Origin of the sequence: Aeromonas dhakensis, assembly GCF_002285935.1 — a bacterium.
Classification (GTDB): Bacteria; Pseudomonadota; Gammaproteobacteria; order Enterobacterales; family Aeromonadaceae; genus Aeromonas; species Aeromonas dhakensis.
The window spans coordinates 4592614-4616048 of the sequence record NZ_CP023141.1; the positions used below are offsets into that span (position 1 = coordinate 4592614).

The window sequence follows — 23435 nt, forward strand, 5'->3', positions numbered from 1 at the left end:
TTTGACTCACAGGACATCTGCCATGAAAAGCAAGGCCAACCAATCCCAGGGCATGTTGCTGTTTCATCTCTCGGCCAAGCAATCCTTCGCCATCGGCACCCTCAAGGTAAAAGAGATAGTGCCCTACACCCAGCTGACGGCCATGCCGCACTCGCACCCGACCGTGCTCGGTGCCGCCAGCATGCGTGGCACTACCATCCCGGTGATCGACATGGCCATGGCGGTGGGTTATCGCCCGATCAGCCAGGAAGAGATGCCGCACTGCTTCATCATCATCACCGACTGCCGCCGCACCCTGGTGGGCTTTCTGGTGCGCGGCATCGACAAGATCACCGAATGCAACTGGCGCGACATAGCGCCGCCCCCCGCCTCCCTCGGCCACAACGTGTTCGTGACCGGCGTGACACGGGTCAATGACCAGCTGATCCAGCTGCTGGACGTGGAGCTGATCCTCTCCCGGGTCTACCCGGACGACCCCAGCCACCTCTACCCGGTGCTGACCGACGTACAGCGGGAGCGGATCAAGCCGATGCGGATCCTGCTGGTGGATGACTCCTCGGTCGCCCGCCGCCAGCTGATGGCGGCGCTGGACTACATCAACATCCCCTACGAGGTGTGCACCAACGGCAAGGATGCGCTGACCCTGATGCAGACCCGGGCCGCCCAGAAGACTCCCATCGACATCCTGGTGAGCGACATCGAGATGCCGGGGCTGGACGGCTACGAGCTGGCCTTCGAGGTGCAGAGCGACGCCAAGCTGGCGGGGGCCTACATCATCCTGCACACCTCGCTCTCGAGCGAGATAAGCGTGGAGCGGGCCCACCAGGTGGGTGCTCACGAGGCGCTGACCAAGTTTGAAGCCAACGAGCTGATCCAGGCCATGCTGCGCGGTGCCGAGCACCACGACAGCCTGCCGGCCTGATCCCGACGGCGAGCAGCCCGGCTGCTCGCCGTTTCCTTTTCTGTCCCGGACCCAGCATGCTGATCGAAAGCCACTTTCACGCCCCCTGGTGGGCACGCAATCCCCACCTGCAAACCATCCTGCCCAAGTGGCTGCGCCGCCAGCCGGCCCGCTTCGTGGCCGAGCGCTTCGAGCTGGCGGACAGCGACTTCGTCGATCTCGCCTGGAGCGGCGAGATCAGCCGGGATGAGCGACCGCTCATCGTGCTGTTTCACGGGCTGGAGGGAAGCATTCACTCCCACTATGCCAAGGGGCTGTTCGCCCACCTGCAACGCCAGGGCAACGAGGCGGTGCTGATGCACTTTCGCGGCTGCAGCGGCGAGCCAAACCGGCTGCTGCAGGCCTATCACTCCGGTGCCATCGAGGATGCCCAGGCGGTGATCGCCGAACTCGGCCGCCGCTTTCCCGGCAAGCCGCTCATCGCCATCGGCTATTCGCTGGGGGGCAACATGCTGGTCAATCTGCTGGCGCGCGCCTGCCCGCGCGAGCTGACGGCGGCGGTGGTGATCTCGGCGCCGCTGCGGCTGGACAGCTGTGCCGATCGGGTCAATCAGGGCTTCTCGCGGGTCTATCAGCGTTATCTGCTGGGCACCATGCGCCACAACCTGCAGCAGAAGATCCGGCGGCAGGCGGCGGCCAGCGCCCGCTGGCAGCCGCAGCAGGTGCGCGCCATCACCACCCTGCGCGACTTCGACGAGCAGGTCACGGCGCCGCTGCACGGTTTTGACAGCGCCGATCACTACTACCAGCGCTGCTCGGGCCTGGGGATGCTGGCGCAGATCCCCATCCCCACCCTGGTGATCCACGCCGCCGACGATCCCTTCATGACCGAGGCGGTGATCCCGCAGGCGGAGCAGCTCTCCCCCATGGTGCGTTACGAGTTGAGCCGGCGGGGCGGCCACGTGGGCTTCCTGCACGGCACGCCCTGGCGGCCAAGATTCTGGCTGGAGGAGCGGATTAGCCAGTGGCTGCAGGAGCAGACTCAAGGTACGGGCCGGTAGCCATGGCGGCCACTCTCTCACCTCATCGGCGGGCGGCCAGATAAATCCCTTGCGCTGGCCGACCGCAGATAGACAATACCCGCTCTCTGGTAACGGAAGATGAAACCATGATAATCCCCTGGCAAGAGCTGGATGCAGACACCCTCAACAACCTGCTCGAGCACTTCGTGCTGCAGGAAGGCACCGAGTATGGCGAACAGGATGTCAGTCTGGCCGACAAGGTCGACGATGTCAGAGCTCAGCTGCAGCAGGGCGTGGCGGTGATCGTGTACAGCGAGCTGCACGAAAGCGTGAACATAGTGCCCAAGGCGACCCTCGACAGGGCGCAGGTGGACGACCTACCGCAATAGCCTGCCCATCGCCGTTGCGGGCCTGCCACCCTGGCCGCCCTTCTCCCTGTCTGTTCCCATCGGATCTCCCTGCACCCGATAAAACAACATGGCCCTGCGCAACTGCGCAGGGCCATGTTGACTGGCATTGCTGCCACCTTGCTGGATCTTGTTCATGCCGGTTCTGCAAACACCCTGCGCCCCTGGCGCGGCCTGTTCTCTCTCCCCGATAGCGGATAACGACAAGGGTGACCGCAATAATTAAGCGCCGGGTCATATCGACAAAATAGAATAAATAAAGTGAAGCGGTTCACAATATTAAATTATGATGACAAAACTCGCCCTCACCATAAAAATAGTGAGAGCAATATCTCGCTGCAGCCAATATCCAGCAGATTAATCCGCCACACAGTGATTATTGATGGCGGCCCAATATGACAAGATGTTATTTCATTACCGATTCGCCCCGGCCGATGGCGTAATAATGGAACCCATGATCTTTCATGCGGCCCGGATCAAACAGATTGCGACCATCCACGATCAGGGGTCGCTTCAACGCCTGCTTGATGGCGGCAAAGTTGGGAGCCTTGAAGTGGTTCCACTCGGTGCAGATCACCAGGGCATCGGCCCCAAACAATGCGGCCTCCTTGGTGCCCATCAAGCGCAGCTTGTCGCAGTTGCCGTAGATCTGCTGGGCCTCCTGCATCGCCTCGGGATCATAGGCCTGCACGGTCGCACCGGCCTGCCACAGCGCCTCCATCAGGGCCCGGCTCGGCGCCTCGCGCATGTCGTCCGTGTTGGGCTTGAACGCCAGCCCCCACAGGGCGATGGTCTTGCCGGCCAGGGTCTCCCTTTCGGAGCGGAAGAACGCCGACAGCAGCTGAAACAGCCGCGATTTTTGCAATTCGTTGACCCGCTCCACCGCCCGGATCAGCGGCGTGTCGTACTCCAGCTCCTGGGCCGTGGCCAGCAAGGCTTTGACATCCTTGGGAAAACAGGAGCCGCCATAGCCACAACCCGGGTAGATGAACTGATAGCCGATGCGCTGATCCGAGCCTATCCCCTGGCGCACCATCTCGATGTCGGCGCCGACCCGCTCGGCCAGTCCGGCCATCTCGTTGATAAAGCTTATCTTGGTGGCCAGCATGCAGTTGGCGGCGTACTTGGTCAGCTCGGCGCTGCGCACATCCATGAACAGGATGCGGTCGTGGTTGCGGTTGAACGGCTCGTAGAGCTCGCGCATCAGCTGGCGGGAGGCCTCGTTGGCGGTGCCCACCACGATGCGATCCGGCCGCAGGCAGTCCTGGATGGCGGAGCCCTCTTTCAGGAATTCGGGGTTGGAGACCACGTCGAAGGCGAACGACTGATCCCGCTGCTGCAGGATGCTCTTCACCCTGGCGGTCACCTTGTCGGCGGTGCCCACCGGCACGGTCGACTTGTTGACTATGATGACGGGCCGGTCACGATGCCGGGCAATGGTTTCGGCCACCGTCAGCACGTGGCTGAGATCGGCGGAGCCATCTTCCCCCGGTGGCGTCCCCACCGCCAGAAACTGCACATCACCGTGTTCGACGGCCTGTACGGCATCCGTGGTGAACACCAGGGCGCCGCTCTTGATGTTGCGTTGCAGCAGGGTGTCGAGCCCGGGTTCATAGATAGGGACATGACCGTCCATCAGGGCAGCCACCCGCTGTTCATCGACATCGACACAGATGACCTGGTGACCGACGTCGGCCAGCACGGTGGCCTGAACCAGGCCCACGTAGCCACTTCCAAATACAGTAATGTTCATATTGATACAACCAGAATGTCAGAGAATTTGTAATTTGGAAAAACATTAGGTTTGGGGGGTTATAAATATTTATCACACTACCTAAGATGTCCGCACCAGTTAATTGTTACCAGCTGTTTCTGGACCATTGCAGGCCCGCTTTTATATCCGTATGTTGAGTAAAACAGTTTGGGGGAGCCCAATTTTATGGGCGCTGATTAATATTCTTTGTTGGATCTCATATGCAAGATTTTCTGCCATTTTCACGGCCAGCCATGGGCGATGCCGAGATAAGTGCTGTCTGTGATGTATTGAAATCGGGCTGGATCACCACGGGCCCGAAGAATCATGAACTGGAGCAGCAATTCTGCCATACCTTCGGCTGCCAGCATGCCGTCGCCCTCTGCTCCGCCACCGCCGGTATGCACGTCACCCTGATGGCGCTGGGCATTGGCCCGGGAGACGAGGTGATCACCCCCTCCCAGACCTGGGTCTCCACCATCAACATCATCACCCTGCTGGGGGCCGAGCCGGTCTTCGTCGACGTGGACCCGGATACCCTGATGACCAGCGCCGAGCTGATCGCCCCGCTCATCACCGCCAGGACCAAGGCCATCATCCCGGTGCACTATGCCGGCGCCCCCCTCGACCTGGACCCCATCCTCGAGCTGGCCGGCCGGCACGGCATTGCGGTCATCGAAGATGCCGCCCACGCGGTCGGCACCCGCTATCGGGAGCGCTGGATCGGCGCCAGCGGCACCGCCATCTTCTCCTTCCACGCCATCAAGAACATGACCTGCGCCGAAGGGGGCATGCTGGTAACCGACGACAAGGCGCTGGCAGACAAGGTGCGGATGCTCAAATTCCACGGCCTGGGCGTGGATGCCTTTGATCGCATGAGCCTGGGCCGCAAGCCGCAGGCGGAGGTGATCACCCCGGGCTTCAAGTACAACCTGGCCGACATCAACGCCGCCATCGCCCTGGTGCAACTGGCACGCCTGCCCGAGCTCAATGCGAAACGGGCCGAACTGGTGGCCCGCTACCAGGAGCGGCTGGCCGGTCTGCCGCTGGCACCCCTCGCCGTGCCCGGCTACCCCCACCTGCACGCCTGGCACCTGTTCATGGTGCGGGTCGACCCCGAGCGCTGCGGCCTCGATCGGGACCAGCTGATGCAGGCGCTGCAGGAGCGTGGCATCGGCACCGGTCTGCACTTTCGGGCAGCCCACACCCAGAAGTACTACCGCGAACGCTACCCGACCCTCAGCCTGCCCCATACCGAGTGGAACTCCTCACGCCTGTGCACCCTGCCACTCTTCCCGGACATGACGCTGGCCGACGTTGACCGCGTGGTCGCGGCCCTTATCGACATATTGGAGTAACCAAACGTGAACAACACTGACATCAAGCTGGTTTCGGTGGTCATCCCCGTCTACAACGAGGAGGCCAGCCTGCCCGTGCTGCTGAGCCGGGTCACCGCCGCCTGCGATCAGCTGTCGCAGGATTACGAGGTGATCCTCATCGACGACGGCAGCCACGACGGCTCCACCGAGCTCATCAGCGAAGCCGCCGCCCGCGAGGACAGCAAGCTGGTCGGGGTGCTGCTCAACCGCAACTACGGTCAGCACGCCGCCATCATGGCCGGCTTCGAGACCGCCAAGGGGGATCTGGTGATCACCCTGGACGCGGATCTGCAGAACCCGCCGGAGGAGATCCCCCGCCTGGTGGAGGCCGCCATGCAGGGCTATGACGTGGTGGGTACCATGCGTCGCAACCGCCAGGACTCCTGGTTTCGCAAGACCGCTTCCAAGCTCATCAACAAGTCGGTGCAAAAGGCCACCGGCGTGCACATGAGCGACTACGGCTGCATGCTGCGCGCCTATCGCCGCCACATCATCGACGCCATGCTCTGCTGCCAGGAGCGCAGCACCTTCATCCCCATCCTGGCCAACAGCTTCGCCCGCCGCACCATAGAGCTGGAAGTGGGCCATGCCGAGCGTGCCCACGGCGAGTCCAAATACGGGCTGATGCACCTCATCAACCTGATGTATGACCTGGTCACCTGCATGACCACCACCCCGCTGCGTCTGCTCAGCATCGTCGGCAGCGTGGTGGCGGGCATCGGCTTTACCTTCTCCATCCTGCTGATCCTGATGCGCCTCATTCTGGGCGCCGACTGGGCCGCCGATGGCGTCTTCACCCTCTTTGCCATTCTCTTCACCTTTGTCGGCGTGCAGCTGCTGGGCATGGGGCTGCTGGGAGAGTACATAGGCCGCATGTACACAGACGTGCGCGCCCGTCCCCGCTACTTCATCCACCGGATCGTGCGCACCGCCACCACCCCTTCGCAACAGGAAGCTGAACAATGAAAGTCGTCGTCTTTGCTTATCACGATATCGGTTGCACCGGCATCGAGGCCCTGCTCGAGGCAGGCTACGAGATCCAGGCCGTCTTCACCCACGCCGATGATCCTGGCGAGAACCGCTTCTTCGGCTCGGTCGCCCAGCTCTGCGCCGAGCACAACCTGCCGGTCTACTCCCCCGAGGACGTGAACCACCCGCTCTGGATCGAGCGCATTCAGGAGATGGCGCCCCAGGCCCTCTTCTCCTTCTACTACCGCAACATGCTCAAGCAGGCGATCCTCGACATCCCGACCGTCGGCGCCTTCAACCTGCACGGCTCCCTGCTGCCCGCCTACCGCGGCCGCGCCCCCATCAACTGGTGCCTGGTCAACGGTGAGACCCAGACCGGCATCACCCTGCACCAGATGACCGCCAAGCCCGATGCCGGCGCCATCGTCGCCCAGCAGGCGGTGGCCATTGCCGACGACGACACCGCGCTGACCCTGCACGGCAAGGTGCGTCTCGCCGCCCGGGCGCTGCTGGAGCAGGAGCTGCCCAAGCTGCGCGCCGGCGACATCCGCCTCACCCCGCAGGATGAGAGCAAGGCCAGCTACTATGGCCGCCGCACCCCGGCCGATGGCGAGCTGCACTGGCACCGCCCGGCCCGCGAACTGCACAACCTGGTGCGCGCCGTCACCCAGCCCTACCCGGGCGCCTTCAGCTTCGCCGGTGATCGCAAGCTGACGGTGTGGAAGAGCCACTGGCTGGCCCAGCAGAGCGACAAGCAGCCGGGCACCATCCTGAGCCAGGAGCCGCTGCGCATCGCCTGCGGTGAAGGAGTGCTGGAGATCGTGGCCGGTCAGGCCGAAGGGGGGCTCTATGTGCGCGGCGCCCAGCTGGCCCGTGAACTGGGGCTGGTCGAAGGGATGAAGGTCGGCGCCAAGGCGAGCAATGCCCTGCGCAAGGCGCGGCTGACCCGGGTGCTGATCCTCGGCGTCAACGGCTTCATCGGCAACCACCTGACCGAGCGCCTGCTCCAGGATGGCGGCTACGAGGTCTATGGCCTCGACATCGGCTCCAGCGCGGTGGATCGTTTCATCGGTCACCCCAACTTCCACTTCGTGGAGGGGGACATCAGTATCCACACCGAGTGGATCGAGTATCACATCAAGAAGTGCGACGTGATCCTGCCGCTGGTGGCCATCGCCACCCCCATCGAGTACACCCGCAACCCGCTGCGCGTGTTCGAGCTCGACTTCGAGGAGAACCTCAAGATCGTCCGCTACTGCGTGAAGTACCACAAGCGCATCATCTTCCCCTCCACCTCCGAGGTGTACGGGATGTGCGACGATCACAGCTTCGATGAAGACAGCTCCCGCCTCATCGTCGGCCCCATCAACAAGCAGCGCTGGATCTACTCGGTCTCCAAGCAGCTGCTGGACCGCGTCATCTGGGCCTACGGCAAGAAAGAGGGGCTCAACTTCACACTGTTCCGTCCCTTCAACTGGATGGGCCCGCGTCTGGACAGCCTGGACTCCGCCCGCATCGGCAGCTCCCGCGCCATCACCCAGCTGATCCTCAACCTGGTGGACGGCACCCCGATCCAGCTGGTGGACGGTGGCGCCCAGAAGCGCTGCTTCACCGACATCGAGGACGGCATCGAGGCCCTGTTCCGCATCATCGAGAACAAGGGGAACCGCTGCGACGGCCAGATCATCAACATCGGCAACCCGGACAACGAGGCCAGCATCCAGCAGATGGCCGAGATCCTGCTCGCCAAGTTCGAGGCTCACCCGCTGCGCAACCAGTTCCCGCCGTTTGCCGGCTTCAAGCTGGTGGAGAGCAAATCCTTCTACGGCGATGGCTATCAGGACGTCTCCCACCGCCGGCCGAGCATCGCCAATGCCCGCCGCCTGCTGGACTGGGAACCGACCATCGAGATGGAAGAGACCATAGGCAACACCCTCGACTTCTTCCTGCAAGGGGCGGTCACCACGGGAGTCGAGCATGACTGAGGTAGGTCTGCGGATCGACGTCGATACCTTCAGGGGGACCCGTGACGGGGTGCCCCGCCTGCTGCAACTGCTCGACAAGCATCAGGTCAAGGGGAGCTTCTTCTTCTCGGTCGGACCGGACAACATGGGGCGCCACTTGTGGCGCCTGCTAAAACCCCGCTTTCTGCTCAAGATGCTGCGCTCCAACGCAGCATCCCTCTATGGGCTGGACATATTGCTGGCCGGCACCGCCTGGCCCGGCAAGTCCATCGGCAAGCAGCTCGGCTCCCTGATGCGCGACACCGACAGCGCCCGTCACGAGGTGGGGCTGCACGCCTGGGATCACCACGGCTGGCAGGCCAACACCGGCCGCTGGGACGAAGCCGAGCTGATTCGTCAGACCCGGCTCGGGGTAGATGCACTCAACCAGATCCTGGGGCGCGAAGTGGATTGCTCCGCCGCCGCCGGCTGGCGGGCCGACCCGCTTACCACCCAGGCCAAGGAGCAGTTCGGCTTTCGCTACAACAGCGACTGTCGCGGCAGCGGCCTGTTTCGGCCCCTGCTGCAGGATGGCCGCCCCGGCACCCCGCAGATCCCGGTCAACCTGCCCACCTTCGATGAGGTAGTGGGTCATCAGGTGACGGTCGACGGCTTCAACCGTTTCCTGCTGGATCAGCTGGCGACCCCGCCGGCGCAGGGCCTCCACGTCTACACCATCCATGCCGAAGTGGAAGGGATCGTGATGGCGGATCAGTTCGATGCCCTGCTCGGCGAAGCCAGGGCGCGCGGCATACGCTTCGTGCCGCTCGGGGATCTGTTACCATCCGACCCGACCACGCTGCCGACCGGCCGGCTGGTGCGCGGCACCCTGCCCGGGCGGGAGGGCTGGCTCGGCTGCAAGGCCGAGGCCTGAGATGAATGACGCCACTTCGGGTGGCAGGACTAACCATCGCGCTAATCACACCATGCAACAGAGGATGTCATGACGTTGACCAAGTGGGCCCTGCCCCTGTTCTTTCTCTTCTTTTACCTGCTGCCGCTCGACCAGCGGCCGCTCTGGAGCCCGGACGAAAACCGCTACGCCGAAATAAGCCGGGAGATGGTGAGCACCGGAGACTGGGTGGTCCCCCACTTCCTGGGCTTGCGCTACTTCGAGAAGCCCATCGCCGGCTACTGGTTCAACAGCATCAGCCAGCAGCTGTTCGGTGACACCAACTTCGCCGTGCGCTTCGCCTCGGCCGCCGCCACCGGCCTCAGTGCCGTACTCATCTTCTGGTTCGCCCTGCAGCTGTGGCAGTGCCGGCGCAAGGCCTTTCTCGCCGGGCTCATCTATCTGTCGCTGCTGATCGTCTACGGCATCGGCACCTACAGCGTACTGGACGCCATGGTGACCCTCTGGCTCAACGCCGCCATGGTGAGCTTCTACATCATCCGCAAGGAGGGTTCCCTTGCCAGCCGGATCGGCGGCTATCTGCTGTTCGGCCTCGCCTGCGGCATGGGCTTTCTCACCAAGGGCTTCATCGCCCTGGCGGTGCCGGTGGTGGTCATAGTGCCCTACGTCATCTATCAGCGCCGCCTGCTCGAGCTGGTGCGCTTCGGGCCGCTGGCCATCCTGAGTGCGGCCCTGTTGGCAGCCCCCTGGGCCATCGCCGTGCACCTGCGCGAGCCGGACTACTGGCACTACTTCTTCTGGATTGAGCACATCCAGCGCTTCGCCGCCGACAACGCCCAGCACAAGGCGCCGTTCTGGTACTACCTGCCCATGGGGCTGCTCGGCACCCTGCCCTGGCTCGGCCTGCTGCCCGGCGCCCTGCGCAAGGGCTGGCAGGAGCGCAAGATAAACCCAGAGACCCTCTACCTGCTGGCCTGGGTGGTGTTGCCCTTCCTCTTCTTCAGCGTGGCCAAGGGCAAGCTGCTCACCTACATCCTGCCCTGCTTCGCCCCGCTGGCCATGCTGATGGCCGCCAGCGCCATCGATCTGCTCAAGGAGGGGAAAGAGCGGGCCTTCAAGGTCAACGCCTGGCTGAACGGCCTGTTCGGCCTCATCTGCCTGATCGTGATGGCGGTGCTGGCCTTCTCCCCCCGCCACGCCGTCTACGGCGAGGAGGATCACGGTGCGCTGGCGGTGGCCATGGTCATCTTCGCCGGCTGGAGTCTGCTCGGTTTCGTTCAGCTCAAGGCCATCAGCCAGCGCTGGACCCTGAGCGCGCTCTGCCCCATGGTGCTGGCCATCGGCCTGCCCTGGGCACTGCCGCAATCGCTGATCGACTCCAAGCTGCCGGAGCGCTTCATCGAGGCCAACCAGGCCGTGCTGATGAAGTCAGGCACCCTGCTGGCCAACGACGTCGGACTGGCCTCCTCCCTCGCCTGGGGCACCCGGCGCAGCGAGATCAACCTGTTCGACAGCAAGGGGGAGGTCCATTACGGCCTCGGCTACCCGGATGCAGCGGGGCGCTACGTGGCCCGCGCCGACTTCCCGGCCTGGCTGGCACAGGCGCGCAAAAATGGCCAGGTGGCCCTGCTGATGAAGACGGATCGCGACGGCAACACAGGCCCGGTGCCCCCTGCCGACGAGACCATCGTCAGCCACCGGCTGACCCTGCTCATCTACCACGGGGCCCAGTGATGGACATACTGCTGCTGTTGCTGGTGTGCCTGCTGACCTGCAGCGGCCAGATGCTGCAAAAGCAGGCGGTCATCAGCTGGCAGCGCCGGCCCCGCAACCACTGGCAGAAGCTGCGTTCTCCCTGGCTCATCGCCAGCGTGGCGGCCCTCGGCAGCGGCATGCTGCTGTGGATCTACCTGCTGCAACGGCTGCCGCTCGGCATGGCCTACCCCATGCTCAGCATCAATCTGGTGCTGGTGCTGGTGGGCTCCAGACTGTTCTTTCACGAGCAGATCAGCTATCACAACTGGCTGGGGGTGGGCTCCATCATAGTGGGCGCCCTGCTGCTGGGAGGTTTGCTATGAGCGGCGGTCATCAGCAGGCGCTGAAGGGGTATCTCTACGTGCTCGGCAGCATAGTGCTGGTAACGGTGGCCCAGCTCGGCATGAAGTGGGGGGCGATCCAGCTGCCGGCCTGGCAGCCGGATCTCGCCCTGATGCTGGCCCATCCGCTGCCGCTGCTGGTGATCCTGGCCGGCATCGGCTGCTATGTGCTGTCGCTGCTCTGCTGGCTGGCGGCGCTGCACTCCACCCCGCTCAACATCGCCTACCCCCTGCTCAGCACCAGCTATGCGCTGGTCTACCTGCTGGCGGTCAACATTCCGCTCTTCGCCGAACCGCTGGAGCCGGGCAAGGCGCTCGGGGTGCTGTTTATCCTGCTGGGGGCCGTGCTGGTGGGGATCAAGCCTGCGGCCAGCAACAAGCAGGCAGAGTAGTTTTTCTCTTGTTTGTCGCAAGGGCTGCCATGGCAGCCCTTTTTTGTCTGCCGCCGATGCTGGCACGCCAGCGAAGCAGTTGCGCGGCGGTACTGTCAGACCGCACACTTGACCGTACTCGGAACATGCCCTTATAACGGAAACTCCCAAGGAAGAGAGAATTCTATGTCGGCCAAGCATCCCATCATTGCGGTTACCGGTTCGTCCGGTGCCGGCACCTCCACCTCCACCATCGCCTTTCGCTCCATGTTTCATCAGCTCGGATATCAGGCGGCCGTGGTGGAAGGGGACAGTTTTCATCGCTACACCCGCCCGGAAATGGACGTGGCGATCCGCAAGGCGCGCGAACAGGGGCGCCACATCAGCTATTTCGGTCCCGAGGCGAACGACTTCGGCCTGCTGGAGAGCTTCTTCCAGGAGTACGGCCAGAACGGTAGCGGCCAGTATCGGCGCTACCTGCACAGCTTCGACGAGGCGGTGCCCTTCAACCAGATGCCGGGCACCTTCACCCCCTGGCAGAACCTGCCGAACGACACCGACCTGCTGTTCTACGAGGGGCTGCACGGCGGCGTGGTCACCGAGGATCACAACGTGGCCCGCCACGTGGACTTTCTCATCGGGGTGGTGCCCATCGTCAACCTGGAGTGGATCCAGAAGCTCATTCGCGACACCTCGGAGCGCGGCCATTCCCGCGAGGCGGTCACCGACTCCATCGTCCGCTCCATGGACGACTACATCAACTTCATTACCCCCCAGTTCTCCCGCACCCACATCAACTTCCAGCGGGTGCCGACGGTGGACACCTCCAACCCCTTCAGCGCCAAGGTGATCCCGAGCCTGGACGAGAGTATGCTGGTGATACGGTTTCGCGGCATCAAGCAGGTGGACTTCCCCTACCTGTTGTCGATGATCGACGGGTCCTTCATGTCACGGATGAACACCATAGTGGTGCCGGGCGGCAAGATGGGCTTCGCAATGGAGCTGATCCTGCGCCCGCTGATCCAGCAACTGCTCGAAACCGGCAAGATCACCTGAGCCAAGGAGCTGACGATGCGGTTAGCATTTATCTCTGTGGGATTGGCCGCCCTGCTGGGCGGCTGCAGCAGCGGCCCCGCTGCACCGACCCTGGAGGCGGGCACCATGGTGGTGCGCCCGGCGGCCAGCTGGCCGTTCGGGGCGACGCCGCGCTATGCGCTGGCCGAGCAGTTCCAGTATGCCGGCGACAGCGCCGAGGGCTGGCTGGAGCCGGTCCAGCAGGCGGTCAACCAGGCGCTGGGCAGCAAGGGGTGGCAGAGCGTGCCCCTCGACGAGGCCGACCTCTGGGTCGCCATCGGGGTGGCCGGCAGCAAGGATCTGAGCGACGGCGAGATCTTCGCCCGCCTCGGCATGACGCCGGGGCTGCAGGCCAAGGCCGATGCCCGCAAGGGAACCCTGGCCATCGTGCTGCTCGACCGGCGTACCCAGCAGGCGGTGTGGAGCAGCGCCATCTCCCTGGCCAGCGACGTGGCCATCGCCGAAGGGGATCGTCAGCAGCTGAGCCGGCAGCTGGCCGCCAAGATGCTCGACTCCCTGCCCACCCGCTGATCCCTTCCTTTGAATGCAAAACGGCCTGCATCAAGCAGGCCGTTGCGATCACACCATGACAGTCACTTGCGCTGGCAAGTCAGCAGGGTTACCCCTTTCTGGCTGAGGATGGCCTGCTTCTCCTGGTTCCAGAAGGTGGTGACACCGTCGGAATACTTGGCACCGGACTCCGCCTCGACTCGGCCCAGCTTGTGGTAGACGCCGGCATAGGGGAACTGCACCATGTCGGCCTGGGCGTCATAGGTCACGGCCAGCATCTCTTCACCACACTGGTACTGGCTGAACTGGTATTGGGTCGGCTGCGGCATGCTGCAGGCCGCCAGTCCCAGCAGGGGGAGCAACACTATCATTTTTTTCATTGCACTTTCCTTATGTCATGGCGTTATTCGATCGGAATAATCACGGCTATCAGGCTTCAACAATTTGATAACTATGGGTAATTTCTACCGCTTTTTCCAACATCAGGGAAACTGAACAATATTTTTCCATCGACAGATCCACCGCACGGGCCACCTGTTTCTCGGCCAACCCCTTGCCGGTCACCACGAAGTTGAGGTGGATCTTCTCGAACACCCGCGGCACCGAGTCAGCCCGCTCTCCGGCCAGCTCCACATGACAGGCGGTCACGGATTGACGCGCCTTCTCCAGAATGGAGACCACATCAATTGAGCTGCACCCCCCCACCGCCAGCAGGATCATCTCCATCGGGCTGGCACCCTCGCCGGGGTTGGCGCCGTCCAGGATCACCTGGTGACCGGACTCACTCTCGCCCACAAACTTCATGCCTTCCACCCAGCTGACCTTGGCTTTCATTTCACTTTTCCTCTTGATGACGACAGATCTGACCGACATAGCATACCCCAGACGGCGCGACAGCGGCACATATCCGCCATTTTCACGAACTTCCGGGCTAACTAGATCAAAATCAACATCTGATGCCCCCAGCTTCCTTACAATGGCGAACGGAGCGCAGCAGGGGTTGCAAGGGGAGCTGGCAAAAGCCCTCAAAGCCTTGTCAGCACAGACAAAGGCTCTTATCCTACTGCGACTAATACAAGGAATGGCAAGGTTGGCAGCTTGCCCGGACGCACGAGTCCATAAAAAGACACTACAGAGGAATTCTCATGGTCATTGGCAAACCGCAAAGCGATCCCACCCTGGAATGGTTCTTGTCGCACTGCCACATTCATAAGTATCCCGCCAAGAGCACCCTGATCCACGCGGGTGAGAAGGCGGAAACCCTCTACTACATCGTCAAGGGCACTGTGGCCGTCTTGATCAAGGACGATGAAGGCAAGGAGATGATCCTCTCCTATCTGAACCAGGGCGACTTCCTGGGCGAGATGGGTATGTTCGAGGAGAACGAGAATCCCGAGCGTTCCGCCTGGGTGCGTGCCAAAGGCTCCTGCGAAGTGGCCGAGATCTCCTACAAGAAGTTCCGCCAGCTGATCCAGGTCAACCCGGAAATCCTGATGCGCCTCTCCGGCCAGATGGCCAAGCGGCTGCAGCACACCAGCCAGAAGGTCGGCAACCTCGCCTTCCTGGACGTGACCGGCCGGATCGCCCAGACCCTGCTGAACCTGGCCAAACAGCCGGATGCCATGACACACCCGGACGGCATGCAGATCAAGATCACCCGTCAGGAGATCGGCCAGATCGTCGGCTGCTCCCGCGAGACCGTCGGCCGGATCCTCAAGATGCTCGAAGAGCAGGAGCTGATCTCCGCCCACGGCAAGACCATAGTGGTGTTCGGCACCCGCTGATCCCCGCTACTGGCGGCCCCGCACTGGGCCGCCGGATAAAGAAGGCTGCCACGGCAGCCTTTTCTGATCGCCTCCCCTATAATCCCGAACGCCCCTGCCAGCACGGCTTTCGCCAAGAGAGATCCTATGCACCTTCAATGCCCCATTTGCCGCAGCCCCCTTCAGCTGCATGACGCCTCCAAGGGGCGCTACTGCGCCAACAAGCACCACTTCGATCCCGCCCCGGAAGGCTATCTGGATCTCATCCCCGGCAAGAAGAATCCCAAGGACAGCGACAGCCGCGCCCTGATGCGCGCCAAGCGCCACTTCCTGGAACAGGGCCACCAGCTGCCGCTGGTCGAGGCGATGGCCAGCCTGCTCTCCCCCCTCGAACCGCGCGAGCTGATCCACCTGGGCTGCGGCGAAGGCTACTACTGCCGCGCCCTGGCCGAACGGCTGCCGGGCTGGCAGTTTGCCGGCGTCGACATCGCCAAGAACACCATCTTCGCCGCCAACAAGGCGCAGCCGGAAGGCCAGTTCGTCATCGCCGATCCGGCCCGCGCCCCCATCATGCCGGGCACGGCCCAGCTGTTGCTGGTCAACGATCTCAAGGTCAAGACCGAGCTGCTGGTCAACTGGCTGGCACCGGGCGGCTACCTGCTCTACCTGCAACCGGGGCCGCGCCATCAGTGGCAGTTGAGGGTCAGCCTCAACCCGGTCAGCATGGAACACCCGCTGAGCTGGCCGAGCCTGGCCGGCCTCGACCCCATGGGTCAGCTGCGCTGCCAGTTCAGCATGCAGATGGATCAGGGCCTGCGCGAGCACATTCTGGAGACCAGCCGCCTCGGCTGGCGGGCCAGCGGCGAGCAGCGTCACGCCTTCACCCACCAGGGGCCGGACGCGCTGGAGCAGGATCTGCTGCTGAGCCTGTGGCAAAAGCCGCTGTGAACGCATTCATCCCATGAAAAAAGGCCCTGACGGGCCTTTTTTATTGCGCGGAGATGCCGTTACAGCTTGATCCAGGCATCGCTCCAGGCCGTGCCCTTGCCGGGCTCATAGGCCCAGGCCGCACCGGCACACCAACCGGTGTAGGGATGGGGCTTGCACTGGTAGTTGCCGCCCAGATTGCTCACCTTGTCACCGGCTTTGTAGGCAGTGCCCTCCTTATAGGGCGGGTTACCATCCGGCGGCGTGGTACCGCCGCTGCCCTTGATCAGGATCTCGTGGGTGGCGCTGCGGCTCAGCCCCTTGTCGTCGGTCACCTTGAGCACGAAGCCGTAGCGGGTGTCGCTGGCCGGGGTCGGCGGCAGGGTGGCACTCAGGGTGGACTGGGTCAGATCCGAGGCGCTGGCCCCGGCCGGCAGGGTCCAGGCGTAGCTGAGGGGCTTGCCTTCCGGATCGCTCGAGCCCTGGCCGGAGAGCAGCACGGTGGCACCGCCCAGCGCCTCGCTCGGGCCGCTGATGCTGGCCACCGGCGGCAGGTTGGTGCCACCGCCGTTGTCCTCGATCACCACCTCGGGGAAGAAGTGCTGCACGCAGCGGCTGTAGTCACGCTCCTTGAAGGCGCTGAAACGGGTCTGATAGCCCACCAGCTTGCAGGCGTAGCTCTTGCCGCCGTTGGGGTTGCCCGGCACATAGCTCCAGTCGTTCTCCCAGTAGATGGGCAGGGCGCCGGCTCCGGCCTCGTCGAACACCTTCATGTTCTTGCAGCCGAGTACCTCGTCGGCGGGCACCGGCACCCCCAAATACTGGGCCTGAGCCTGGTAGTAGGTGATCCGGTTCTGGGACTGGGCATGCTCGGCCGCACCGCCACACTCTACCCCGCCGTTGATGATCTGGGTGGTCACCCCGAAGCCCGGCACCAGGCCGTTCTGCCGGTCGTGGGCATTGGGCTGCCAGGTGCCGTCGACCACGTGCAACATGGATGGCTTGGGCGGCTGCGGATAGACGAAGAAGAAGACGGCGCTGGCCAGGTTGAGCCAGGTGTCCGCCACTTTCTCCGGGTTGTCCAGCAGGGTGCGCACAGTGCCAAACATGGCCTCGGAGAAGGGGCCGTAGTTGTAGTTGTACGACAGCTGCTTGGCACCGCGACCGAAGTAGCTCTTGAACTCGCCGTTGTCGAACTTGCCGCACGGCCACTGCTGACCCTGCCACACCTCGGGGTTGCACTCGGCGTTGTAGCCGCCGCGCATCTGCTCGGTCCAGCCCATCTCGCGCACCCACACCAGGCCCTGGCGCCACTCGGGCTCGGGTCGCCAGTTCTCGTGGCCGCCGGTCTCCTGGGCGAAGTGGGCGAACATGGTGGCCAGCGACTTGCGGCAGATGGCCTCGGCGTTGCGCCCGTCGCTGTAGTCGCCACAGAAGGCCGGGAACTTGGCCACCGCCTGCAGGAAGCCGCGATAGGTGTACTCCGGCGCCCGCAGCGGGAACAGGAAGTTGAACTGCGATTCGCTGAGCAACCCCTCCACCCGTTTGACGTTGGCGGGGTTGAGCGGCAGACCGGGGGCCACCGCCTCGACCACGGCGTTGTCACGGGTGGCGATGGAGGCCTTGACTGCCGTCATGGCCGGGAAGTCGGTGAGCGCCTGCTCCCTGGCATCCAGTTCGCTCTGGCTCAGGTAGACGGGGCTGCCGTCGGCGGTACCGCTGCCGCCCTGCTCAGGTGGAGTTACCCCCTCTCCGCCGCCGGGGGGCGTCACCTCACCCTCCCCCATCAGCGCCCACGGCGAATCCCACTCGTTGGCGACCTGCAGCCCCGGGCTCTGGCCCGGATTGGCATACCACTTGGCCTCGTAGATCTGGCCGTTGAAGCTGACCTGGCTGCCGCCGGCATAGCCCTGATTGATGTCATAAGGGGTGGCGGCCCACAACTGGCTGCTCAGACAGAGCGCGGCCAGCAGGGTGGCCACAGAGGACTTTCTTGTCATCATATTTACCTCTTGCTAGAGAAGGGCGGGGCTTGGCCCCCGCCCGTGGCACCTCGCGTTGCGCGAGGCGAAAAGGGATCAGCGCGTCGCCAGCGGCATGCCGTTGACCGTGTAGCCGAGCCCGGCCGGCGCAGACGCAAGCTGGGCCTCGGCCTGTGACTGGTTGCGGCACAGCACGCTGGCGCTGCGCGGCTCGCTCGCGGTCGGCACGTTGACGTGGAACTTGTTCATCACGCTGGCGTTCAGCCTGTGGTTGGCCAGCTTGAAGCGCAGCAGGCCGTCGCGGGTCTCCACCTGCAGCTGGCAGTCGCTGTTGCCGAGCCGCTCGCCGTCATCGCCATAGGCAAAGCCGTAGGCGCCGTGCAGCGCCGGGTAGAGGTAGCTCGGCAGCTGACCCTGCGGGTCGTAGTAGCCGATCAGGGTGGTCACCGGCACGCCGAAGGCGCCAGGCTTGCGATCTACCGCCAGATCCGCCGGCGCCCCCTCGTTCCAGCGGCTGCCGTCGGAGGTGTAGCTCTTTTTGAAGCCACGCGAGACGGTGATCTGCTGGCCGTTGATGAAGAGGGTGCTGTTGTAGCCGGCATTGTGGTCGATGCTGACGATGCGGCCGCGATTGACCGCCGAGGCCGCCGGCAGCTGGATGTTGCGGGTCCAGTTGCCATCCCACATGGCCACCTTGACCAGATCGTACTCGGCCAGCAGGGCGGCCAGCCTGACCTCACCCAGGTCACTCACCGGCGCGGTGATCTGCTCGGCGAGAGTGACCCGGTGGCGGTAGGGCTCCATCTTCGCCTGGCTTTCGTTCCACTTGCTGAAACCGGTAGGTGAGCTGGCGTCGAACACCGCCTTGCTCTCGAGGAAGCGCTGGATGATGGCGGCCGAGTTGGGAGTGTAGAGGGTGAAGCGGTTGAAGCCGGAGAGCGGCTCGCCGCCGGCCATGGCGTCGAAGCCGAACTTGCGGCCGTCAAACGGGGCCTGGCACTGGCCGTCGAGGCAGGCGCTCTGGCCGCTGCGGCTCGCAAAAAAGTTGGGGATGAAGCGGTTCTTGTCGCCATCCCAGCCCCAGGTGGCGTTGATCTGGTCGGCGCTGCGGTGCACCGAGCCGGCAAAGCCGCCCACGTAGTGGCCGAGACCGTAGTTGTGGCCCACCTCGTGGCTGAACTCGTTGCCAAGGGAGGCGTCCAGGGTGACGATGCCGCCCCCGCCGGAGCCGCCATGCACCTGCACCCCGTTGGCGTACTTGCCGCGGCTGTTGTGGGCCGCCAGCTGGGCCACCACGTAGGGGTGGCTGCTCTCCCCCTCCCCGGCGGTGCTGTTGATACCGTAGTTGGCGTTGTCGATGCCAAGGGAGATGAGCTCCTTGCCGATGCGCTGGCGCATGGTGCCGCTGTGCCAGCCCCCCTCGCTCGGATCAAAGTCGGTGAGCAGGGTGCCATCGGGCAGCATCACTTCCGGCAGCGCCAGCGGCGCATACTGGCTGACGACGAGGCGACTGGCGGGAATGGTCTGGAAATACTCCCGCTGGGCCTCTTTGTCTTTGGCAAAGGCGAACTGGTCGCGCGGGCTGGTCAGCATGCCGATGTCGATGGTGTGAATGAGCAGCTCCCCCGGCGCCCCCACCTTGAGGTCGGTCAGCTCACCGCTCAGATCCCCCTGGCTCAGGCGCAGGGTGAGGCCGGGCATGATCCACTCGGCCGGCAGCACGGCGCTCCAGGCGTCGCTCGCATAGGTGATGCCGTTGTTTTCCAGCTCGCCATCGCGGATCCACTGGCCGCGCACGAACTTGAACTGCTGGCTCTGGCCGCGGGAGAGGGTCACCTGACGGCCGCTGAAGTAGACGGTGGAGTTGTAGCCGGCATTGGAGGCGAGGCGCACCATCTTGCCCTCCAGGCTTGCATCGCGGGGCAAGAAGATGTCGCGCACCCAGCGGCCGTCGGCGGTCTGGATGGTGACCAGGGCATGGGGCTGCAACTTGCCGAGCAGGAAGGCGCCGCTCGGATCGCTCAGCCTGGCCAGCTCGCTGCTGCTGTTGATGACGGTACTGGTGCCGGGGCCCGGGGTGAAGTCGACCCCCTCCTCCGGCGTTCCTTCCAGGTAGTAGGCGGTCTTGGGCAGGCGGGAAGGCGGCTCCAGCGTGAGGCTGCCGAGCAGCTTGCCGGCGCCGTCGCGGGCCTCGAGCGCCAGCGGCGCCTCGTTGCCGGTCTGCAGCGGGCGCACCAGCAGCAGGCTCTTGCGCAGGGCGGTGAGACGGGGCTGGTTGTCACCCTCCCGCGGATGGGCGGGCAGGATTTGGCTCTGGGCAAACTGGACCCCGGCCTGCAGCGATCCCTGCAGATCGTTCTGCGGCCGGGTGGTGTCAAAGACCAGTGGCGTGGGTGGCTGAACGGCGGCCAGCAGCGGGCCGCTTGCCAGGGCTGCGCCGATCAGGCAGGCAAGACGTGTGGTGCATGTGGTCATGGTGGTGCTCTTTTGTTGTTATGGGGGAAAAGGAGGGGCATGTCCTGCATGCCCCTGTGGATGGTGAATTACTTGCAGCTGGCGGCGCCGATGTCCTGCCAGACGTCGTGCTTGCCTGGCTCGTTGCCGCGGGTCCAGTACTGGGCCTTCCACTGGCGACCGTTGTGGCTGGTCACGTCACCTGCGTTGTAGGCAACATTGGCATCCCAACCCAGCTGCACCTGGCTTATCAGCTTCCACTGATCGGCGCTGCGGCTCGGCTCATTGCCCTGGGTCCAGTATTTGGCCTGCCATACCAGCTGGTTGTGGCTCACCTTCTCGCCACCGTTGTAGGTGGTCGCGGCCTTCCAGGCCGGCCAGTTGGCGGCATCCGGATCGGTGGCGTTGCAGTCGCCACCACCGCTGACCGGGGTCACGGTGAGGCGGGTAGCGGCCTGTGCATCCAGTGCGCCGTCGGTCACGGTGACGGTGAGGTCATAACCGGACTCCACGGTGACGCTGGGGCCGGTCACTACCAGGGTCTTGCTGTTCTGACCGCTGGCGGTGAGCCCGGCCGGCACGCTCCACTGATAGCTCAGGGTGTCGCCGTTGGGATCGCTGGCGTTGGCGGTGATGCTCACCTGCTTGCCGGCCTGCACCGAGACCTTGTCCTGCACGGTAACGACCGGCGGCAGGTTGGGCTGTGGCGCCTTGTTGGTCACCACTACCTGATCCTTGGCGCTGAGGTTGTGGTCATCGGTCACGGTCAGCTCGAACACCAGATTGACGTCCTGGCTCACCGCATCGACGGCTACCTTGGCCTTGGCCTGGGTGGCGTCGCTCAGGGTCGCCTTGGGACCGGAGATCTGGGCCCAGCTGTAGCTCAGTACCGCCCCTTCCGGATCGCGGGAGGAGGAACCGTCCAGCACCAGCTCGGCCGGGCCGGTCACCGCGAGATCGCTGCCGGCATTGGCCACCGGCGGCTTGTTGACCGGCGGTGTGCTATCACCGTGGCCCAGCCCCTCGTGCATGGCGTTGAGAATGTCGCCGTTGTCGGCGTCGATTTCCCAGGCGAACATGCCGCCGAGCTGGTTGGCCAGCACGTACTGCCCCTTGGCCTTGACCGAGCGCTCGTCATCGAAGGTGATGAGCTCGCCGGTGGAAGCCTTGAACACGGACGGTGCCTCGGCCACTTCGTCATAGCTGTACTGCCAGTCGCCGGCCATCTTGCCCTTGGCGATGCCGCGGTAGTCGATGACCCCCTTCTCCCAGATCCCTTCCGCCTCGGTGCCCGCAATCGGGCCGGTGGCGGTGCCGGTGAAGGGGTTGTTGCCCTGATACCCGCTGACGCCGGTCCAGCCGCGGCCATACATGGCGGCCCCCACCACCACCTTGCCGGGCTCGACGCCCTGACCCAGCAGCGCCTTGACCCCCTTGTCGGTGGTGTACTTGGTGTTGGGATCCCAGCTCGACTCGTAGAGCGCGGTCTGGTGACCCAGCCCGGTGTTGGTCCAGGCGCCGTTGAAGTCGTAGCTCATCAGGAAGATGTGATTCATGTATTGCTGGGCGGCGCGATAGTCCACCTTGGCAATCTTGTCGCCGCCGGCACTGATGGCGGAGGTGAGCTCATAGGTGCGGCCCGTCTCTGCGCTCAGCTCGTCGAGCATGGCGCGCAGCTCCTTCATCAGCAGCACGTAGGTCTCGCCATCGGAGGGACTGCCGAGGTTGGGGTTGGCCCCGAGGCCACCCGGGAATTCCCAGTCGATATCCACCCCGTCGAAGAATTTCCAGGTCTGCAGGAACTCCTTCACCGACCCGACGAAGGTGTCGCGTTTGGCCTTGTCACCGAAGAAGAAGAAGGGATCGGAGAGGGTCCAGCCACCGATGGAGGGGAGGATCTTCAGGTCCGGATAGGCCTTCTTGAGCGCCATCAGGTTGCCGAAGTTGCCCTTGTAGGGTTCGTCATAGGCTGTGAGGTTGCCCTGCCCCATCTGGATGGCGGCCCAGGGATCGTGGATGGAGACCTTGAAGTCCTCGCGGCCGGCACAGGAGCGCTGCAGCGCCTCGAAGCTGCCGGAGATCTCTTTGAGGCTGTCGTTGATGCCGTTGCCACCGCAGATCGGGGTGAAGCCGTAGAGGATGTGGGTCAGGTTCTGGGCCGGGATCTTGTCCACGGTGAACTTGCGACCATAGACCCCCCACTCCACGTAGTAGGCCCCCATCACCTTGCCGGTCTTGTTGACGTAGGGCTTGTTGTTCTCCTTGAGCGGCGCCTTGAGCGGCAACAGGTGGCTGCCGTCGGTGTCGGCCACCAGGATCTCTTTCTTGTCGGAGAGGGTGCAGCCGTCGGCGTTGCACAGGGCCACCTGCATCTGGTAGCGGCCCCCCTGGGTGACCTTGAAGTTGGCGGTGCCGGAGGCGGAGGCGGCGCCGGACCACACCTCCTTGCCGTCGAGCAGCACCTTGGCGGTCTGGCCGACATCACCGGACCAGAGGTTCCAGCTCACGCTGACCGGGGCACCATCCTTGTGAACCGTCACCAGCTTGTTGTAGGAGGTGGCGGCCTGGTCCACTTCGACGATGGCGAACTTGGTTTCGCCCCAGCCGATGGTGGGTTTGCCGGGGGCGGCAGCGAAGGCGGAGGAGGCGCAGAGCCCCCCGACGATCAGTGCCAGTACGGAGGGTTTTGGACTTAACATAGTTGAATATCCTTATTTCGTTCTTGGAATAGATAACGAAAAAGGCAACGCAACCTGACAGGTAACGCAGACAACATCGCACCATGGCTTGGCCCATGGACGAAACAACCTGTGGTGGCCCCGCTATCCTAGGTACCGCTGACCCTTAGACCGGAAGCTTTGCGTCCCGGACTTTCGTCCGGTTTGCCTTTTGCACAACTTGATTTGCGATAAAAATAATCGCGACCTGACTATAAGGGAGTCAAAGGAGAGAGGGCAAACCCCTGATTGAT

At 63.9% G+C, this 23435-nt stretch carries 20 protein-coding genes and 1 riboswitch; of the genes, 14 read left to right on the forward strand and 6 right to left on the reverse strand.

Going from position 1 to position 23435, the window contains the following annotated elements; translation table 11 throughout:
• The first annotated feature begins 22 nt into the window (after nucleotides 1–22).
• The 3 genes from CK627_RS21245 (at nucleotide 23) to CK627_RS21255 (ending at nucleotide 2312) form a co-directional block, all read left to right on the forward strand.
• A complete protein-coding gene (locus tag CK627_RS21245; protein ID WP_005304001.1) occupies nucleotides 23–922 on the forward strand; it encodes a chemotaxis protein in 900 nt (299 codons plus the stop codon).
• A gap of 56 nt (nucleotides 923–978) precedes the next feature.
• Nucleotides 979–1962, forward strand: a complete 984-nt coding sequence (locus CK627_RS21250; RefSeq protein ID WP_095593326.1) for a hydrolase — start codon at nucleotides 979–981, stop codon at nucleotides 1960–1962.
• Between the two features lie 107 nt (nucleotides 1963–2069).
• The gene (locus CK627_RS21255) at nucleotides 2070–2312 is read left to right on the forward strand and encodes a YheU family protein (RefSeq protein ID WP_005304010.1); all 243 of its coding nucleotides are present in this window, start codon (nucleotides 2070–2072) and stop codon (nucleotides 2310–2312) included.
• Nucleotides 2313–2736: 424 nt separating this feature from the next.
• Here the strand turns inward: CK627_RS21255 and CK627_RS21260 are convergent, their stop codons facing one another.
• Entirely contained in the window at nucleotides 2737–4083 is a 1347-nt protein-coding gene (locus CK627_RS21260; RefSeq protein ID WP_095593327.1) for a UDP-glucose dehydrogenase family protein, read from the reverse strand.
• 221 nt (nucleotides 4084–4304) lie between these two features.
• Between CK627_RS21260 and arnB the strand changes: the two genes are divergently transcribed.
• From arnB to CK627_RS21305, 9 genes are all read left to right on the forward strand, one after another.
• Complete coding sequence (gene arnB, locus CK627_RS21265; protein ID WP_095593328.1) at nucleotides 4305–5441, forward strand: UDP-4-amino-4-deoxy-L-arabinose aminotransferase; 1137 nt, start codon at nucleotides 4305–4307, stop codon at nucleotides 5439–5441.
• Nucleotides 5442–5447: 6 nt separating this feature from the next.
• Nucleotides 5448–6428 carry an undecaprenyl-phosphate 4-deoxy-4-formamido-L-arabinose transferase gene (gene arnC, locus CK627_RS21270; protein ID WP_025202153.1) on the forward strand — a complete coding sequence of 327 codons (981 nt, stop codon included), beginning with the start codon at nucleotides 5448–5450 and terminating at the stop codon, nucleotides 6426–6428.
• Entirely contained in the window at nucleotides 6425–8416 is a 1992-nt protein-coding gene (gene arnA, locus CK627_RS21275) for a bifunctional UDP-4-amino-4-deoxy-L-arabinose formyltransferase/UDP-glucuronic acid oxidase ArnA (RefSeq protein WP_095593329.1), read from the forward strand. Before arnC ends, arnA begins: the two co-directional genes overlap by 4 nt.
• Nucleotides 8409–9308 (forward strand): 4-deoxy-4-formamido-L-arabinose-phosphoundecaprenol deformylase, encoded by a 900-nt coding sequence (arnD, locus tag CK627_RS21280; RefSeq protein ID WP_095593330.1) that lies wholly within the window; start codon nucleotides 8409–8411, stop codon nucleotides 9306–9308. The genes arnA and arnD overlap by 8 nt, the downstream gene beginning before the upstream one ends.
• Before the next feature lie 69 nt (nucleotides 9309–9377).
• Nucleotides 9378–11021, forward strand: coding sequence for a lipid IV(A) 4-amino-4-deoxy-L-arabinosyltransferase (gene arnT, locus CK627_RS21285; RefSeq protein ID WP_095593331.1), 1644 nt, complete (start codon nucleotides 9378–9380; stop codon nucleotides 11019–11021).
• Nucleotides 11021–11365, forward strand: a complete 345-nt coding sequence (locus tag CK627_RS21290; RefSeq protein WP_095593332.1) for an EamA family transporter — start codon at nucleotides 11021–11023, stop codon at nucleotides 11363–11365. The genes arnT and CK627_RS21290 overlap by 1 nt, the downstream gene beginning before the upstream one ends.
• Nucleotides 11362–11775: a 4-amino-4-deoxy-L-arabinose-phosphoundecaprenol flippase subunit ArnF gene (gene arnF, locus CK627_RS21295; RefSeq protein WP_095593333.1), complete on the forward strand. Its 414-nt coding sequence runs from the start codon at nucleotides 11362–11364 to the stop codon at nucleotides 11773–11775. The genes CK627_RS21290 and arnF overlap by 4 nt, the downstream gene beginning before the upstream one ends.
• Before the next feature lie 165 nt (nucleotides 11776–11940).
• The gene (locus CK627_RS21300; protein ID WP_010634905.1) at nucleotides 11941–12810 is read left to right on the forward strand and encodes a phosphoribulokinase; all 870 of its coding nucleotides are present in this window, start codon (nucleotides 11941–11943) and stop codon (nucleotides 12808–12810) included.
• Nucleotides 12811–12825: 15 nt separating this feature from the next.
• Entirely contained in the window at nucleotides 12826–13359 is a 534-nt protein-coding gene (locus tag CK627_RS21305; RefSeq protein ID WP_010634906.1) for a DUF4136 domain-containing protein, read from the forward strand.
• A 62-nt stretch (nucleotides 13360–13421) separates the two neighbouring features.
• Here CK627_RS21305 and CK627_RS21310 read toward each other — a convergent pair whose 3' ends face one another.
• Together CK627_RS21310 and CK627_RS21315 are read right to left on the reverse strand one after the other, a co-directional pair.
• The gene (locus CK627_RS21310; protein WP_017763891.1) at nucleotides 13422–13718 is read right to left on the reverse strand and encodes an MliC family protein; all 297 of its coding nucleotides are present in this window, start codon (nucleotides 13716–13718) and stop codon (nucleotides 13422–13424) included.
• A gap of 49 nt (nucleotides 13719–13767) precedes the next feature.
• Nucleotides 13768–14172 carry an OsmC family protein gene (locus tag CK627_RS21315; protein WP_005304045.1) on the reverse strand — a complete coding sequence of 135 codons (405 nt, stop codon included), beginning with the start codon at nucleotides 14170–14172 and terminating at the stop codon, nucleotides 13768–13770.
• A gap of 311 nt (nucleotides 14173–14483) precedes the next feature.
• On the opposite strand from CK627_RS21315, the gene crp reads away from it, so the two are divergent.
• Nucleotides 14484–15122, forward strand: a complete 639-nt coding sequence (gene crp / locus CK627_RS21320; protein WP_005304048.1) for a cAMP-activated global transcriptional regulator CRP — start codon at nucleotides 14484–14486, stop codon at nucleotides 15120–15122.
• Nucleotides 15123–15248: 126 nt separating this feature from the next.
• Entirely contained in the window at nucleotides 15249–16049 is an 801-nt protein-coding gene (locus CK627_RS21325; RefSeq protein ID WP_010634908.1) for a putative RNA methyltransferase, read from the forward strand.
• Nucleotides 16050–16108: 59 nt separating this feature from the next.
• Here CK627_RS21325 and CK627_RS21330 read toward each other — a convergent pair whose 3' ends face one another.
• The 3 genes from CK627_RS21330 to CK627_RS21340 form a co-directional block, all read right to left on the reverse strand.
• Nucleotides 16109–18031: a glycoside hydrolase family 19 protein gene (locus CK627_RS21330; protein ID WP_167385398.1), complete on the reverse strand. Its 1923-nt coding sequence runs from the start codon at nucleotides 18029–18031 to the stop codon at nucleotides 16109–16111.
• Between the two features lie 75 nt (nucleotides 18032–18106).
• Nucleotides 18107–20485 (reverse strand): M66 family metalloprotease, encoded by a 2379-nt coding sequence (locus tag CK627_RS21335; protein WP_095593335.1) that lies wholly within the window; start codon nucleotides 20483–20485, stop codon nucleotides 18107–18109.
• A 68-nt stretch (nucleotides 20486–20553) separates the two neighbouring features.
• Nucleotides 20554–23163: a glycosyl hydrolase family 18 protein gene (locus CK627_RS21340; RefSeq protein WP_095593336.1), complete on the reverse strand. Its 2610-nt coding sequence runs from the start codon at nucleotides 23161–23163 to the stop codon at nucleotides 20554–20556.
• A 110-nt stretch (nucleotides 23164–23273) separates the two neighbouring features.
• Nucleotides 23274–23361: riboswitch (cyclic di-GMP riboswitch) on the reverse strand.
• Nucleotides 23362–23435: the final 74 nt, after the last annotated feature.